This is a genomic window from Halomonas sp. AOP13-D3-9, from assembly GCF_052379125.1.
Lineage (GTDB): Bacteria > Pseudomonadota > Gammaproteobacteria > Pseudomonadales > Halomonadaceae > Vreelandella.
Genome location: NZ_JBQSYH010000012.1, coordinates 59,659 through 73,756 on the forward strand (window position 1 = coordinate 59,659; position 14,098 = coordinate 73,756).

The following is a 14,098-nucleotide window of genomic DNA, read 5'->3' on the forward strand; positions in this document are numbered from 1 at the left end:
ACAGGAAAAGGCTCTATGGTCCCACTTCACGACTACCTGACCTTTCTCTCCATCGTGACACTCATCGTGGTATCGCCTGGCGCGAACCTGTTTCTGCTGCTTCAAGCAACGCCAGTTCAAGGCCGTGTTACTGGGGTGGTGATGATCCTAGGCTTCTGTGCAGCGATCATATCTCATGCCATGCTGGCTCTCGTCGGCGTTGGAGCAATCATTGCGGCCTCTGTGACGCTATTCACGATCATCAAGTTCGTGGGGGCTGCTTATCTTATCTGGCTCGGCATCAAGGCGCTGCGAGTTGCGCTAACGAAAACGCCCGCTATTGGGTCTCAGGCGACAGATTTTGAAACTGAAACCATGTCTAGGATTAGCGGAGGAGAAGCCTTCGTGCGAGGCTATCTCACGAATATCCTCAACCCAAAGCCCGCTATTTTCTATGTTGCGGCCTTCCCCCAGTTCCTGAGCACTGATGGAACAGCCTACTGGTTGGGAGGGCTTGGGATGGGGATCAGCCATGCCCTAATCGCTATGCTCTTCTACGGCTTTGTCGTCTTCGCTTTGGAGAGAGCCGCTAAATGGCTGAGGCAACCGCGTGTTTGGAAGTCGATACAGGGCTTATCTGGTCTGGCCTTCCTCCTCATTGGCGGTCGCCTCTTGCTTTCGCGCTCCCCCGGGTTAGATGCTGCACAGCGCATATTGAGTTTGGGCTTTGCTGTACAGTATCTCATTCCAACATTAGCTTTTAATGCTTCAGTTCTTCCCCTATCAATTCTTGAGCCAAACGTTTCGCCTCTGCGAAATCTGCTTTCCCAGAGCCAAGATGAGGAATGGTCTCCACCGTAAACCAGTGGCTGGGAACCATCATGGCTGGCGTACCGTTGGCGAGCATGGTGGCCTTGACAGTTTTGGCGTCTAGCGCTGTTTCTGACAGCAGTACAATGCGCTCGCCTTTGCGGCTATCGGGGATGCTAACCGCCATCAACGCCGTGTCTGTATTCTCCAAGGCCGCTTTAACTGCCGCTTCAACGGCGCTGAGGCTAATCATTTCACCGCCGATCTTGGCAAAGCGGGCGTAGCGGTCAATCAGGGTTAAAAAGCCGTCTTCGTCGATAAAGCCTTTATCGCCCGTCACGTACCAGTATTGGCCATCCATCTCCCTTAGCGCTTGGGCGGTGCGCTGAGGGTCGTTGAGGTAGCCCTGCATGATCTGCGGGCCGCTGATCAAAATCATGCCGGCCTCGCCGGTAGGTAGCTCCTCGAAGCTCTCCGGGTCGACGATTTTGAAGCTGGTGCCGGGCAGCGGCATACCCACGGAGCCTGGCTTGCTGCCCCGCTGTACCTGCTGATAGTGAACGCCCATGGCATCGGGAAGATTGACGGAAGCAACTGGGGCGATTTCGGTGGCGCCGTAGCCTTCGTAAATGGGCTTGTGGAATTTCAGCGCAAAGTCGTTACGCACGTTTTCATCGAGCTTCTCTGCCCCAGCGACCACGATCCTCAAGCTCTCCAGCATCAGCGGGTGCACCTTTGTGCTGCGTACAAACAGCCTTAAAAAGCTGGAGGTGCCGAACATAATAGTGGCTTTGTGCTTGGCAATAGCGCCCGCGATGCCAGGGGCATCGGTTGGGTCGGGATGGCACACCAGTGGCAGCCCCTCAATCAGCGGCAGCAACTGGGTGACTGTAAGGCCAAAGGCGTGGAACAGCGGGAGTGAGCCCATTACCACGTCGTTGCTCTGGGTGTTGAGCACGTCAGAGGTCTGTTTGATATTGGCCATTAGGTTGCGGTGGCTAAGCATCACGCCCTTGGGCTCGCCTTCGCTGCCGCTAGAGAACAGGATGGCAGCGGTGGCATCGGCATCATGGCCGTGGGAGAAGCAGCGCTGCAGTAGCCAAGTCGGCAGTATTCTCACCGCAAGCCAGGTGCTCAAGCGCTCGGCACGACCAATCATGGTCTGCAGGTCTTCTAAAAAGACCACCTGCTGCTCACTAAGCAATTGGCGAACGTCGAGCCCGCGCTGCTCAAGCTTCTTCACAAAGCGCTTTGAGGTGAACACGGTGGTGATTTCCGCCTGGGAAAGGGCCGAGGAAAGTGCTTCCTGGTCGGCGGTATAATTCAGGTTCACCAGTGTTTTACCGGCCAGCAGCGTGGCCATATTGGCAATGACCCCGGCACTGCTGGTGGGCAGCAGCAGGCCAACGTTCTGTCCTGGGTTGGGTTTGCGAATCCGTTTTGCCATCAGCAGGCTGGCGGTGAGCGCTTGGCTTGCGTTGAGTGGGCGGCCCAGCGTATCCGCCAGGGCAAGGTCGCTAGGGCGGCGCTTAACGCTTTGAATCCAGGCGTTAGGCAGGGTGGGTAGCGCACCCATGGCCCGCTGCCAGGAACGGGTAGCCTGCTCAAAAATACGCCGTTTAAGCACATCAGCGGGGGTATCTTTAGGCAGCGGCTTACCAAAGGCGACCACTACCGAACGGTGCAGCGGCGCGTTGCGTAGCTCTTTTAATTTGCTGGAGGAGCGGGAGAACTGGCTGCCCCACAGGCCGCGCAGGTAGAAAGGCACGATTTTTACATCGGGGTTAGCCATTTCACAGGCGCGCTCATAGCCGCGGCGAAATTCGCCCAGCTGGCCAGTGCGGCTAATCGCCCCTTCTGGAAATAGGCACACTACCTCGCCCGCGTTGAGTTGTTCAGCGACATCGGCCAAGGCCTTTTCGGCACCGCTGCCGCGCTCGATGGGAATACAGCCCAGGGATTTTAAGAACCAGTTGAGGTACCAGCGCTGGTAAACCGATCTGAGCATCACAAAGCGTACCGGGCGTGGGCTAGCGATCTGCACCATGGCCCAATCCACCCAACTGATATGGTTGCCCAGCAGCAGCACGCCGCCCTGGGCGGGCAGATTCTGCAAACCATGCACATCGACCCGATAGCGGCGGGTCAGCAGGAAGCTCAACAGAAAGCGAACCAAACTCTGCGGCAGCTTAATAATGGTGTAGCCGCCGCCGACCATCGCCACCGTGGCAATGAGTAGCAGCAGGTAGTGGCTATCAACACCCGCCAGTGCGAACAGCGCCGTGAGCAGCAAAAAGCCCAGCATGGCGATGTTTTGAATCCAGTTATTGGCGGCCAGGACGGTGCCTAGCTCGTTGTCGGCGGCGTGAAACTGAATCAGCGCGTTAAGTGGCACAATAAACAGCCCACCCATCATGCCGATAAACACAAAGTTCAGCGCTTGGCCAACAGGCGTGGTTAACAGCGGCAGGCACCATAAACCCATGGCCACCCCGACGGCACCGACGGGAATCAAGCCCGTTTCTATGCGGTTATGTGAAAGCTTGCTGGCAAGCATAGAGCCCAGCGCGATCCCGATACCGCTAGCGGCTAGAATGCCTTGCAGTACCAGGGTGTTATCAATACTGAGGGCATCTTTGGCATACGCGGGGAAGGCAGCCAGGAGCACTTGGCCCACCGACCAGAACGTGGCAAGGCCGATAATGGACAGCCTGATCACGGGCTGGCGAGCGATAATCCGCAGGTTATCTTTCAGGGCAGCGCCCTTGATGTAGCGCTGCCAGGTGAGCGGGGTATCCGGTCGCGTGGTGTTATCCAGCGGCAGGCGGTAAAGCGTCGCCACCTGAATAGCGCTATTGAGTACCAGTAGCCAGCCCAGTGGTGCTATTTGGCGCAACAGCTGCGCTGGGGTTTGATCATCTGGCATTACCCAGGTCTCAAACAGCGCGGTAAACGCTACGGTGCCCGCCAGAATGGCCCCAATAGTGACGGCTTGGATCAGCCCGTTGGCTTCCGCCAGGCGAGGCTTGCCGAACAGCCCTTTCACCAAGCCGTATTTGGCCGGTGAGTAAAAGGCCGACTGAATGGCCAGCAGTAGCGTCATCGCGAATGCCAGCCAAAACCAGCCCTGATAGTAAGCCGCCGTAATGCCCAGAGAAACTACCACCGCGGCCCAGGCCGATGTGCGCAGAATGCGTACCTTGGGGTAAGTGTCGGCCACATGGCCTGCCGGGCTAAACAGCAGGATAAACGGCAGCAGGATAAGCCCGTTGACCAGCGCGGTGAGCACAACCTGGGCAGTGCCATCGTAACTTTTGAAGATCGTATTCTGAATCACGATCTTGTGGCCTAGGTCCACAAACGCATTGAGAAAGATGGCGATCAGATAGGGCAAGGCGCCCTTCAAGTGCAGCAGTCGATGCATGGTGGTGTTGCCTTATCAATTCCTGGAAGTCGTAGCACTTTCTACATGAGGCTCGCTGGATGCAACTCTGATGCGCGAAGTTGTGTCATGGGTGCTGATTGGTAGTAGTATTTGCTACTTTTATGCGTCGTGCCCTTTCACGTTGCCTAATGAGGTTTTTATGTCCCAAGCCGATTCGCTGATTGAAATGCTAAAACGCCAGCTTCGCGCTCAGGGTAAAACCTATGCCGATGTTGCTCAGTGGTTGGCGCTGAGCGAGGCCTCGGTGAAGCGCCTGTTCGCTGAAAAGCACTTTACCTTGGCGCGGCTAGAGTGCATTTGTGATCAGCTTAATCTTGAGTTTGCTGAACTGGTGCAGGCCATGCAGGCAGAGGAGCAGCGTCTGCAGGAGCTGACCCAGGCCCAGGAGCAAAGCATTGTCGATGACCGAGAGCTGTTTCTGGTAGCTGTGTGCGTTATCAATGGCTATAGCTTCGACGAAATTCATCACCAGTACCAGCTAAGTGAACCGGAGTGTACCCGGCAGCTACTCAAGCTTGAGCGGCTTAAACTTATTGAGCTACTTCCCGGCAACCGCATCAGGCGGCGGGTAGCCGCCAATTTCCGCTGGCGGGCGGACGGGCCGATCCAACGCTTCTTTCAACAACATATTGCCAATGAGTTTTTCCGTTCCCGTTTTGATAGTGACCGTGAAAAGCTCGTAGTGCTCAATGGCCTGCTATCCCCAGCGGGTAATGCCGAATGGCAGCAGACCATGCAGCGCCTTGCTAAAGAGTTTCATTCCCTGTGTGAACGGGAGAGCGGGCTGCCTATTCACCAGCGATTTGGCACCACTTCAGTGCTGGCAGTAAGGCAGTGGCAGTATGGGCTGTTTCAGGATTACAAACGAGAAGGCTAAAGCGATGTGTCCCGAAATCGAGCGGCTTCTTGCTCCAACCACTCGATGAAGCGTGCCGCCGCCGGTGGTGTTACGCCTTCAGAAGGCAGGATCAGTTCATAGGCAAACGGAGAAGCGAGCGGATAGCGTTCCGCAAATGGGCGCACCAATACCCCGCTGGCGAGCCGGTCGGCCACCAATGGGTAGCTGGCCAGTACCACGCCCTGCCCGGCAATAGCCTGATCGAGCGCCAAGCTGTAGAGCGAGTATTGACGTTGTTGGGGGATCTTTTTTATTGCCATCCCGGCGTTTTTAAACCAATCGTGCCAGCTTGGGATAGGGTGAACTGCATGGCTGCACCAATCCACGGTGAGCAGTGTCTGGGCCAGCAAGTCAGCGGGCTCGTGTATATTTTCCTGCGCTAACAGGGTGGGCGAGCAAACAGGAAAGAGGGTGTCTTCAAATAGACGCTGGCTGGTAACGCCGGGCCAAGGCCCCTGGCCGTAGCGCAGCGATAAGCGTGCCCTATTGGGCATCCATAACGGCGGCGTTAAGCGCGCCTCGGCATCCAGGGAGATTTCTATTTGCCGCTCATTGGCTTCAAAACCGGGTAAACGGGGGAGTAGCCAAAGTTGTAGGAACGAGGGTGGTGCACTCAGTAGCAAGCGAAAAGCGTCTTCTGAGCGCTCGGTGACGTTCTGCACGCCGCTGGCGATGCGCAAAAGACCCGCTTGCACATCTTCAGCAAGCCCCCGGCCTGCTTCGGTTGCACACACGCCATTGGCGTGACGTTCAAACAGCACCACGCCCAAGTGATCCTCCAACTGTTTGACCTGTCGGCTAACGGCGCCAGGGGTAACCCCCAAACGATACGCGGCGGCTTTGAAGCTATTTTCTCGCACCGCTTCGGCAAACGCACGCAGTGCATTCAGCGGTAGTCTCTCAATTCTCATAGCGTGAGTTTTCCTAAGCCTAGGCCCGATAAGTAATCGTTTGTATGCCGTTTCCCTTCCTGCTGCAATGAGCGCCTTAATGTTATAGGAGCTCACAGTGAATAATCAAAGGCTAGCCTCAAATGCCCATGTTGTAAGCATGGCAGGGCGTTCGCAGCGAAAGTCTGTGGATGCTATGGGAGCATCGCTAATGCTACTGTTTTGTCTGGTGCTGGGGTTCCAGCAAGTGGCAATTAAAGGAGTGGCTGAGGATATCTCACCTGTGGTGCAGATAGCCCTGCGCTCAACCATCGCCGGTTGCCTGGTCGCGTTGCTCGCCTATTGGCGCGGCATTCGCTGGGTGGATGTGGGGCACCACTGTGGGCCTGGGTTACTTGTTGGGCTCGGGTTTGCTGCTGAGTTCGCTTTTGTCGCTTGGGGACTAACCTACACCTTGGCATCGCATATGTCGGTCTTTCTCTACACCGCGCCCATCTTCGCCGCGCTTGGACTGCATCTTTGGGTGCCTGGGGAGCAGCTCTCCACTCGTCAGTGGTGGGGCGTCGGTCTGGCCTTTCTGGGCATGGTGATTGCCATGGCGCCGAGCGGCTCCTATAGCACCGAGATTATCATCGGCGATGCGCTGGGTTTGCTCGCCGGGCTCTCTTGGGCGGCTACGACGGTGGTGATCCGCAAGACCTCACTTTCCGAGGCCCCCGCGGAGCTCACCCTGAGCTATCAACTGAGTGTGACGGCGCTGCTGCTACTGCCAGTGGCAGCGCTGTCGGGGCAGTTAATGAGCGCGCAGTTTACTTCCATGGCGGTTGCTAGCCTCGTTTTTCAGGCGCTGATTATTTCATTTGCTGCGCTGATGCTGTGGTTCACGCTGCTTCGCCGCTATCGCGCGTCCCAGTTGGGCGTGTTCTCTTTTCTAGGCCCGCTTTTCGGCGTGCTTTTTGGTACCCTGTTGCTCAATGAGCCGCTCAGTATCAATTTCGTGCTGGGTGGCGGCGTTATTTTGGCGGGTATTGTCTTGGTGACGCGCTAAATGATCCGCTCTCCGTTGCGCTTACACCTCTTCCACAATGGTTACAGAAACAGCTATGAGCATCACTCCCTTCCAGGCGCTGGCCTGCCCATTAGATGGCGAACCGCTAAGTCGATCGGGCAACGCTTGGAGCTGCCCGGCCGGGCACAGTTTTGATATCGCTAAACAGGGATACATTAACTTACTGCCGGTGCAGCAAAAGCGCTCCCATGACCCGGGCGATAGTAAGGCTATGGTAGCTGCTCGCCAACGCTTTCTTGAGGCGGGGCACTACCAGCCCATTGCGGACGCCGTCAGTCGTGCAGTCTTGAACCACACTGAGGTCCAAACGCTAAGCAGTGAGCCGTTTAGCTGCCTGGATGCAGGCTGTGGCGAAGGTTACTACCTGCGTCAATTAGCTCACGCTGCTGCCTCCTCACCATCACTTTTGCTGATGGGGCTGGATATTTCCAAGTGGGCGGTACTGGCTGCCGCCAAGCAGGATGCGAAACAGGCACCGCTAAGCAGTTGGGTGGTGGGCAGCAATGCGCACTTACCGGTGCAGGCGGGTGCGCTGGATAGCTTGCTGTGCATGTTTGGCTTTCCGGTAGTGAGCGAGTTTGCTCGGGTATTGAAAACTGGCGGAGTATGGCTACAAGTGGAGGCAGGGCCCGATCATTTGCGGGAGTTACGGGAGATTATTTACCCGACGTTAAAGCCTGAGCGTTCAAGCGAGGTAGAAGCACCTGCGGGCTTTACGCAGCATAGCAGCGAGAGAGTAAGTTACTCATTAACACTGAGGAGAAGCGAAGAAATTGCCGATCTGTTGGCGATGACGCCGCACCTTTATCGGGCCAGTGCAGAAGGGCGTGCACGCGCAGCGGCACTGGAGACATTGGTCACTACGGTAGATGTGCGGGTAGTACAGTGGCTTCGAGTTTAGCTTTTACCTAACTCAGGGGCTGAAGGGAATTGTCGTACTTGCCACATTCGCAATGTTCAAACGCAACAAGGCCCGCATAAGCGGGCCTTGTTATTCGAACCTCGAAAGGTTCGAGCAAATTCTAAAGCGCTATCTCTTGAGAGACTTAGGCTTAGGAAATTTGCTTGATGTTTGAAGCCTGAAGGCCTTTCTTGCCCTGGGTAACGTCAAAAGAAACGTTAGCACCTTCTTGCAGGGTTTTGAAGCCGTCTGCTTGAATTTCAGAGAAATGGGCAAACAGGTCATCGCCGCCGTCAGAAGGAGCAATAAAACCGAAGCCTTTAGTATCGTTGAACCACTTAACTGTGCCAGTAGACATAGTAAAAATCCTTTCGCGCAAAGCGCTTAGTAAAGTTCCTGGTATCACCCAGATTAATAGCGGATAAAACAAGGAATACAATTACAGTCTTGCCGAAAGATTTTGTACACGTCTATCTCGTACATTTCTAAATCTTTTTCGTACACTTCTGAAACCATGCTTGCTTGCTAACCAACTGTAGCTACAGTGTCATGAAATGTTGCGTATGTCAAAGCCTTTGTTGGCTATCTTACCGTTGTGCCCACTAAACAGCCTCTATTGCCAGCCCACTTTCCAAACGCTGTCATCTTTTAAGCTTTGCCACGGCAAAATGAGCTCGCGATGAGAGTACACAGCCTCAATCACGACCTCTACTAGGTTCTCTTCTTCATCGCGCAGCAGCTGGGTAACCATAAAGTGCTTCTCTTTATTGCTTGGCTGGGCAGCCGTCCATTTGCTTTGGTGTAGCTTGCGCGGGTTGATCGTATGCATTGACGCTCCTTGGGCAAAGATATCGCGTGTTAGCTGCCATTAGTGATTATGCACTGGCTATCGCACTTACTGTTGTACCCAATTTTCAATGCCAAGCTCTGCATTAAGGCTCTTTAGGATCTTGGTTCGTTCGCGACCGTTTTCAGAGTGACAGCCAGTATCGTGCTCAAGTACCGCTTGTGCGCCATCCTGATTAACCCAAGTCACTGTGTAGTGTGGCAGGTCGGTGGCACGCGGTTCGCAATCAAGGGTTTGCTGCGTTGTTCCCATGTCGGGTTGCATGGCAGCTAGTCGCTCTTGCAGCGAACGAAAAATGGTCTCATTGCCTGCCTGAGTACGCTCACCTTCCACGGCCGTGTGGCGTTCACCTGTGTAGCGGGTCGTACCATCCGCCTCAACCGCAACGCTATAGACAGGGCAGGTGCCGTAGCAAGGGCCTACTTCATAACGGATTTCAGCCAGACTGTTTTCGCTGGTCGTGGCGGAATGTTGTGCGCAGCCTGCTGTCATCAATGCCAATGTGGATACCGTTAAACAGGTGAGAGAAAAACGCATGCGAAAACTCCTTTTCTTGTAAAGATAATCTGACTTGATACGTTAGTTGCAGAGGGCTTCGTTAGGGCTAACAATACCTCAATGCTTGAATGAGGGTATTTGGCTTTCCAGTGTATGTTAACGCCATCGGTGTCCATAAAGTAATCGCTAAATTAACAAGCATGCACAAGGCTGCGCATGCTTGGTACGTCTGCGCACTATAAAAAGCCACCGGGCCTGCCACATTGATGGGCTGTGTCTCCGGCTGTCTGCAGAGGAAGTGCGTACCGCCTTGATTTATTGCCGCCTCCTGTCTTATCGATATCGCTGTGCCACACTAATAGAATGAGATGTATAAGTGGTGCACGTGCTGCTCACATTAGACCCGCTCACACATGTAAACCTATAGGGACTTAAATGACTCGCATATGGAAGGCCTATTGTCAGGCGTCGTTGATTTTACGCGTCACCATCGCACTGGTGCTGGGTGTTGTGGTCGGGCTGGTGGGCGGGGAGCCGGTAGCGGTTTGGTTAGCGCCGTTAGGCGATTTGCTGCTTCGGCTGCTCACTTTTCTGATTGTCCCGATTGTGCTGTTTACGCTAATGGTGGGGGTGAATCAGTCCCGCGAGGGCAGTGCGGGTCGCGTGGGCGGTAAGGTGTTCGGCTATTACCTTACCTCTTCGGCGCTGGCGATTATGGTGGGCTTAGCTGTTGCCACGCTGTTTAATCCTGGTAGCGGTATGACGTTGGATGAGAGCGCCAGTTTCTCGGTGCCCGAGAATCCAGGCGTTGTCGATACGCTGCTGAATATAGTGCCGGATAATATTATCGGTGCGTTTGCCGAACTCAATATGCTTGGCATTATTTTTACGGCGCTGGTGTTTGGCATCGCGCTGCTTAAAATGCGCCAATCAGAGCGCCAGCATGCCATGGGTGAACGCCTTTATGGGGTGATTGAATCGCTAAATGAGGTCACTCTAAAAGTAATGTCGGGGGTATTGCACTACGTGCCCATCGGCGTGTTTGCGATTGTTGCTGAAACGGTGAGTCAGCAGGGGCTGGAAACGCTACTCTCACTAGGTGATATGGTGGTTGTGCTGTATATCGCCCTGGCAACTCAACTGCTGATTTATTGCGGCATCATGCGGCTGTTTGGCGTGAAGCTGCGCACCTTTTTTCGCGAAGCCCGTACGCCCATGGCCACGGCGTTTGCCACCCAAAGCAGCTCGGGTACGTTACCGCTAACGGTTAATGCTGCCCACCGCTTAGGAATTCCCAAAAGCATCTATGGTTTTAGTCTGCCGTTAGGGGCTACTTTAAATATGGATGGAGCGGCGATTCGTATCGCCATCTCGGCGGTGTTTGCCGCCAACGTGATTGGTGCACCGCTGGATTTCATTAGCATGGTGCAAATAGTGTTGATCGGCACGTTAGTGTCGGTGGGCACAGCAGGGGTGCCGGGAGCCGGAATCATCATGATCGCCACGGTGTTTGCCCAGGTGGGCCTACCAATTGAAACCGTCGCGTTGCTCACCGCTATCGATGCACTGGTAGGAATGGGGTGTACGGCGCTGAACGTGACAGGCGACTTGGTCGGCACCTCCGTGATAGCGCGTAGTGAAGGAGAGGAGTTGCAAGAGGAGTTTGTCGAAAAAGCACCAGCGACGGCAAAGGGGTAAATGCAGTAGGCCAATGACGACTATAAGGAGAGCCCATGTTGGATGATCGAGAGCTCGCTTACTTAACACGTGCCGTTGAGCTAGCCGAAGAGGCTCTTGACGCGGGTGATGAACCCTTTGGCAGCGTACTGGTAGGTGCCGAAGGTGATGTGTTGGCAGAAGATCGTAACCGCATTGCTGGAGGGGATTCTACTCAGCACCCTGAATTCTTCCTGGCGCGCTGGGCAGCGCAGCATATGACGCCGGCGGAGCGAGCAACGGCGACCGTTTATACGTCGGGTGAACACTGCCCTATGTGTGCCGCTGCCCACGGTTGGGTAGGACTTGGGCGTATTGTCTACGTCAGTTCATCTCAACAGCTGAGTCGCTGGCTGGCCGATTTGGGTGTGGCCCCGTCGCCAGTCGCGACCCTGCCTATTCAGCAGGTGGTGCCTGGGCTCAAGGTGGAAGGCCCGATAGCGGAGCTGGATGAGCGCGTTCATGCGTTGCATAAGCGGCGCCATGCGCGCCTATCGTGATGATATAAAAAGCCGCCCAAGCGTTAACTTGGACGGCATCGTTTTGACTATACGTGGCTCTTAAAAACCGGCTATTAAGACCTAGTGTTTCAATATTACATAAAACGCATGAATGATGCCCGGTACGAAGCCAAATAGCGTTAGAATGATATTCAGCCAGAAATGCCCTTTAAAACCGACCTCAAAAAATACGCCGAGTGGGGGAAGTATTACGGCAAAAATCATCTTGATTGGATCAGTCGCTGTAAACGCCATGAAGCCTCCTTTGCTTTCATTGGGGTAACTTGTACAAGTGTAGGCACGATCAATCTATTTATCCATGCCTTGGCTAATTCTCTACGACTAGCCGAGTAGACAATCGTTCAACTCCGCCATTTATTTCCGCTCTATGCTGTTTGGAAGGGATCCTGTGTTCAAAGCATCGTTAAAAAAAGTACCGTTAAAAGTCACCACCACGTCTTTTTGCTTGTTCAGCTGCCTTGGTGCAAGCCCAGGCTGGGCTCAAGAGAGTCCGACCGATAGCAATAGCTTGGCCACGCTGGAAGTGACGGCGCCTCGGCTATCGCGGGAGCTTTACGCGACGCCCGCTGCGGTTTCAACGCTTGACCATGAAGTGATTGCTCAGGGGCAGCAGCGTACACGACTGGATGAGGCGTTAGTTCGTGTGCCAGGGGTGTTCTTGCAGAATCGCGATAACTTCGCCCAAGGCCAGCGAATCTCCATTCGCGGCTTTGGCGCCCGGGCGCCGTTTGGGGTGCGCGGTATTACCGTGATGGTGGATGGTATTCCCTATACGCTGCCGGATGGCCAGGCGCAGCTAGATGCCATTGATCTGGACAGCGCCGAGCGCATCGAAGTGATTCGTGGGCCCTCTTCGGTGCTCTACGGCAACGCAGCAGGTGGGGTGATTGATATTACCACCGCCGATGGGCGTGAGAACCCTGGCTCGAGTGTGCGTACCGAAGTGGGAAGCGATGGTTACCGTAAGGCGGTTGTGCAAACAGGGGGCGCCCAGGGGGATTGGTCGCACCATGTGAGCTTTTCAGCGCTCAATGTGGATGGCTATCGGGAGCAGAGCTCAACAGAGAAATACTTGCTGAATGCCAAGCTGCGCCGGGAGTTAGGCAGCGACCGGGCGTTAACCGCGATTATCAATCTACTGGACAATCCCCGCTCCGAAGACCCCGGCGCGCTGAACGCCGGTGAAGTGGCCAGTGGCCGTGATCAAGCGGCGCCGAACTCATTAGCGTTGGATGCAGGACAGAACGTAGATCAGCAGCTTATTGGCTTACAGTACGAGGATTTGTCCGCTGGCCCTGGCGAGCTGTATCTCAAAGGTTTTATCGCCCAGCGCGATTTTGAGCAGCAGCTGCCCTATGTGGGCGATAGCCGCATTGGCTATCAGCGTGATTACCTGGGCGCGAGCGCTGAGTATCACCATGAAGTCAGCCTGGGTAGCCTGCCGTTGAGCTATATCACCGGTGTTGATGTGGCCCGCCAAGACGATGAGCGCTTCCGCAACGATGTAAACGGCCAAGGCGTTGTCGGCGAGCAGCTGGCGGAAGAGACCCAAACGGCGACCTCCGCTGGGGTATTTGCCCAGGGCGATTTAGCGCTGACCGAGCAGGTAACGCTCTCGCTTGGCGCACGTTTCGACCGAGTAGAGCTGGAGGTAGATGACCGCTACCAGGACGATGGCGACCAAAGCGGCAAGCAAACCTTCAACGAGTGGAGCGGCTCGGCGGGGCTAAGCTATCGTTACCGTCCGCAGCATCAAGCCTATATCAACACCGGTACGGCCTTTGAAACGCCGACGTTCTCAGAGTTTGCTAATCCCTCGGGAGGCGGTTTTAACCCATCGGTGTCGCCGCAAAAAGCCTGGAACCGTGAGGTGGGTCTGCGGGGTTATATTGAGCCACTGGCGATGGATTACGATCTGGCGCTGTTTTCGGTACGCGTGCGCGATGAGCTGGTGCCTTATGATGACGGCGGTCGCACCTTCTACCAAAACGCAGGCGATACCGACCGCGACGGCATTGAGCTGGCGCTAGGCTGGCAGCTCGCCGACCAATGGCGGTTGGATAGCGCTCTTACGCTGGCGAGCTATGAGTTTGATCAATTTGCTACACCAACTGAAAGCTTTGGCGGGAATCGCATTCCTGGCCTGCCCGAGCAAACCTGGGTCAATCAACTCACTTGGCAGGGTCTGGATGAGCGCTTTGCCACGCTGGAAACCCAGTACGTGGGCGATATGGTGGCGGACAACGCCAATGAGACAGAGGTCGATAGCTACTGGCTGGTGAATCTGCGGGTGGGCGATGGTTGGCAGTTGGGGAGCGATACACGGCTGAATGCGTATGTGGGCGTGCGCAATCTCTTAGATGAAGAACACTACGCCAACGTACGCTTGAACGGCACCTTTGGCCGTTTCTACGAACCGGCGCCTGGACGCAGTGTTTATGGCGGGTTAGAGGTACGTTTCTAAGCGGTGCGTTGCTAAGAAGTACTTTCCTAAACGCTTTATCAATAAAAAAACGGGCGGCTC

The 14,098-nt window shown here is 55.1% G+C and carries 13 protein-coding genes; 7 read left to right on the top strand and 6 right to left on the bottom strand.

From position 1 onward, the window contains the following. Positions 1-15: 15 nt before the first annotated feature. Positions 16-840 carry a LysE family translocator gene (locus ACT3UM_RS14510; RefSeq protein WP_498899924.1) on the top strand — a complete coding sequence of 275 codons (825 nt, stop codon included), beginning with the start codon at positions 16-18 and terminating at the stop codon, positions 838-840. Here ACT3UM_RS14510 and ACT3UM_RS14515 read toward each other — a convergent pair. After that, on the bottom strand, positions 740-4,213 hold the full coding sequence (locus tag ACT3UM_RS14515; RefSeq protein WP_498899926.1) for an acyl-[ACP]--phospholipid O-acyltransferase: 3,474 nt from the start codon (positions 4,211-4,213) through the stop codon (positions 740-742). The two genes, ACT3UM_RS14510 and ACT3UM_RS14515, sit on opposite strands and share 101 nt — an antisense overlap. Positions 4,214-4,373: 160 nt before the next feature. On the opposite strand from ACT3UM_RS14515, the gene ACT3UM_RS14520 reads away from it, so the two are divergent. Continuing rightward, positions 4,374-5,111 carry a helix-turn-helix domain-containing protein gene (locus tag ACT3UM_RS14520; protein ID WP_035583091.1) on the top strand — a complete coding sequence of 246 codons (738 nt, stop codon included), beginning with the start codon at positions 4,374-4,376 and terminating at the stop codon, positions 5,109-5,111. Here ACT3UM_RS14520 and ACT3UM_RS14525 read toward each other — a convergent pair. Beyond that, on the bottom strand, positions 5,108-6,043 hold the full coding sequence (locus tag ACT3UM_RS14525) for a LysR substrate-binding domain-containing protein (protein ID WP_498899929.1): 936 nt from the start codon (positions 6,041-6,043) through the stop codon (positions 5,108-5,110). The genes ACT3UM_RS14520 and ACT3UM_RS14525 overlap by 4 nt on opposite strands. 190 nt (positions 6,044-6,233) lie before the next feature. Here ACT3UM_RS14525 and ACT3UM_RS14530 point away from each other — a divergent pair, with 190 nt between their 5' ends. Next, a complete protein-coding gene (locus ACT3UM_RS14530) occupies positions 6,234-7,070 on the top strand; it encodes a DMT family transporter (protein WP_498899931.1) in 837 nt (278 codons plus the stop codon). Between the two features lie 55 nt (positions 7,071-7,125). Beyond that, positions 7,126-7,992, top strand: a complete 867-nt coding sequence (locus tag ACT3UM_RS14535) for a putative RNA methyltransferase (RefSeq protein ID WP_498899933.1) — start codon at positions 7,126-7,128, stop codon at positions 7,990-7,992. A gap of 151 nt (positions 7,993-8,143) precedes the next feature. On the opposite strand, the gene ACT3UM_RS14540 is transcribed toward ACT3UM_RS14535, so the two are convergent. The 3 genes from ACT3UM_RS14540 to ACT3UM_RS14550 all read right to left on the bottom strand — a co-directional run bounded on the left by ACT3UM_RS14540 (position 8,144) and on the right by ACT3UM_RS14550 (position 9,376). Further along, on the bottom strand, positions 8,144-8,350 hold the full coding sequence (locus ACT3UM_RS14540) for a cold-shock protein (protein WP_007111402.1): 207 nt from the start codon (positions 8,348-8,350) through the stop codon (positions 8,144-8,146). A 255-nt stretch (positions 8,351-8,605) separates the two neighbouring features. Further along, positions 8,606-8,821: a TIGR02450 family Trp-rich protein gene (locus ACT3UM_RS14545; protein ID WP_035577031.1), complete on the bottom strand. Its 216-nt coding sequence runs from the start codon at positions 8,819-8,821 to the stop codon at positions 8,606-8,608. Between the two features lie 66 nt (positions 8,822-8,887). Further along, entirely contained in the window at positions 8,888-9,376 is a 489-nt protein-coding gene (locus tag ACT3UM_RS14550; protein ID WP_498899937.1) for a DUF6438 domain-containing protein, read from the bottom strand. Between the two features lie 396 nt (positions 9,377-9,772). Between ACT3UM_RS14550 and ACT3UM_RS14555 the strand changes: the two genes are divergently transcribed. Continuing rightward, the gene (locus tag ACT3UM_RS14555) at positions 9,773-11,035 is read left to right on the top strand and encodes a dicarboxylate/amino acid:cation symporter (RefSeq protein WP_498899939.1); all 1,263 of its coding nucleotides are present in this window, start codon (positions 9,773-9,775) and stop codon (positions 11,033-11,035) included. Between the two features lie 35 nt (positions 11,036-11,070). After that, positions 11,071-11,553: a nucleoside deaminase gene (locus ACT3UM_RS14560; protein WP_498899941.1), complete on the top strand. Its 483-nt coding sequence runs from the start codon at positions 11,071-11,073 to the stop codon at positions 11,551-11,553. An 81-nt stretch (positions 11,554-11,634) separates the two neighbouring features. Here ACT3UM_RS14560 and ACT3UM_RS14565 read toward each other — a convergent pair whose 3' ends face one another. Further along, complete coding sequence (locus ACT3UM_RS14565; RefSeq protein ID WP_009722289.1) at positions 11,635-11,808, bottom strand: YqaE/Pmp3 family membrane protein; 174 nt, start codon at positions 11,806-11,808, stop codon at positions 11,635-11,637. Positions 11,809-12,019: 211 nt separating this feature from the next. Between ACT3UM_RS14565 and ACT3UM_RS14570 the strand changes: the two genes are divergently transcribed. After that, complete coding sequence (locus ACT3UM_RS14570) at positions 12,020-14,038, top strand: TonB-dependent receptor family protein (RefSeq protein WP_498900070.1); 2,019 nt, start codon at positions 12,020-12,022, stop codon at positions 14,036-14,038. The last annotated feature ends 60 nt before the right edge of the window (positions 14,039-14,098 follow it).

Bases quoted from the DNA above. Each gene is read 5' to 3' on its own strand.
- ACT3UM_RS14520 (WP_035583091.1), top strand. From the start codon at position 4,374: ATGTCCCAAGCCGATTCGCTGATTGAAATGCTAAAACGCCAGCTTCGC.
- ACT3UM_RS14515 (WP_498899926.1), bottom strand. From the start codon at position 4,213: ATGCATCGACTGCTGCACTTGAAGGGCGCCTTGCCCTATCTGATCGCC.
- ACT3UM_RS14525 (WP_498899929.1), bottom strand. From the start codon at position 6,043: ATGAGAATTGAGAGACTACCGCTGAATGCACTGCGTGCGTTTGCCGAA.
- ACT3UM_RS14530 (WP_498899931.1), top strand. From the start codon at position 6,234: ATGCTACTGTTTTGTCTGGTGCTGGGGTTCCAGCAAGTGGCAATTAAA.
- ACT3UM_RS14540 (WP_007111402.1), bottom strand. From the start codon at position 8,350: ATGTCTACTGGCACAGTTAAGTGGTTCAACGATACTAAAGGCTTCGGT.
- ACT3UM_RS14560 (WP_498899941.1), top strand. From the start codon at position 11,071: ATGTTGGATGATCGAGAGCTCGCTTACTTAACACGTGCCGTTGAGCTA.
- ACT3UM_RS14510 (WP_498899924.1), top strand. From the start codon at position 16: ATGGTCCCACTTCACGACTACCTGACCTTTCTCTCCATCGTGACACTC.
- ACT3UM_RS14550 (WP_498899937.1), bottom strand. From the start codon at position 9,376: ATGCGTTTTTCTCTCACCTGTTTAACGGTATCCACATTGGCATTGATG.
- ACT3UM_RS14565 (WP_009722289.1), bottom strand. From the start codon at position 11,808: ATGGCGTTTACAGCGACTGATCCAATCAAGATGATTTTTGCCGTAATA.
- ACT3UM_RS14545 (WP_035577031.1), bottom strand. From the start codon at position 8,821: ATGCATACGATCAACCCGCGCAAGCTACACCAAAGCAAATGGACGGCT.
- ACT3UM_RS14555 (WP_498899939.1), top strand. From the start codon at position 9,773: ATGACTCGCATATGGAAGGCCTATTGTCAGGCGTCGTTGATTTTACGC.
- ACT3UM_RS14535 (WP_498899933.1), top strand. From the start codon at position 7,126: ATGAGCATCACTCCCTTCCAGGCGCTGGCCTGCCCATTAGATGGCGAA.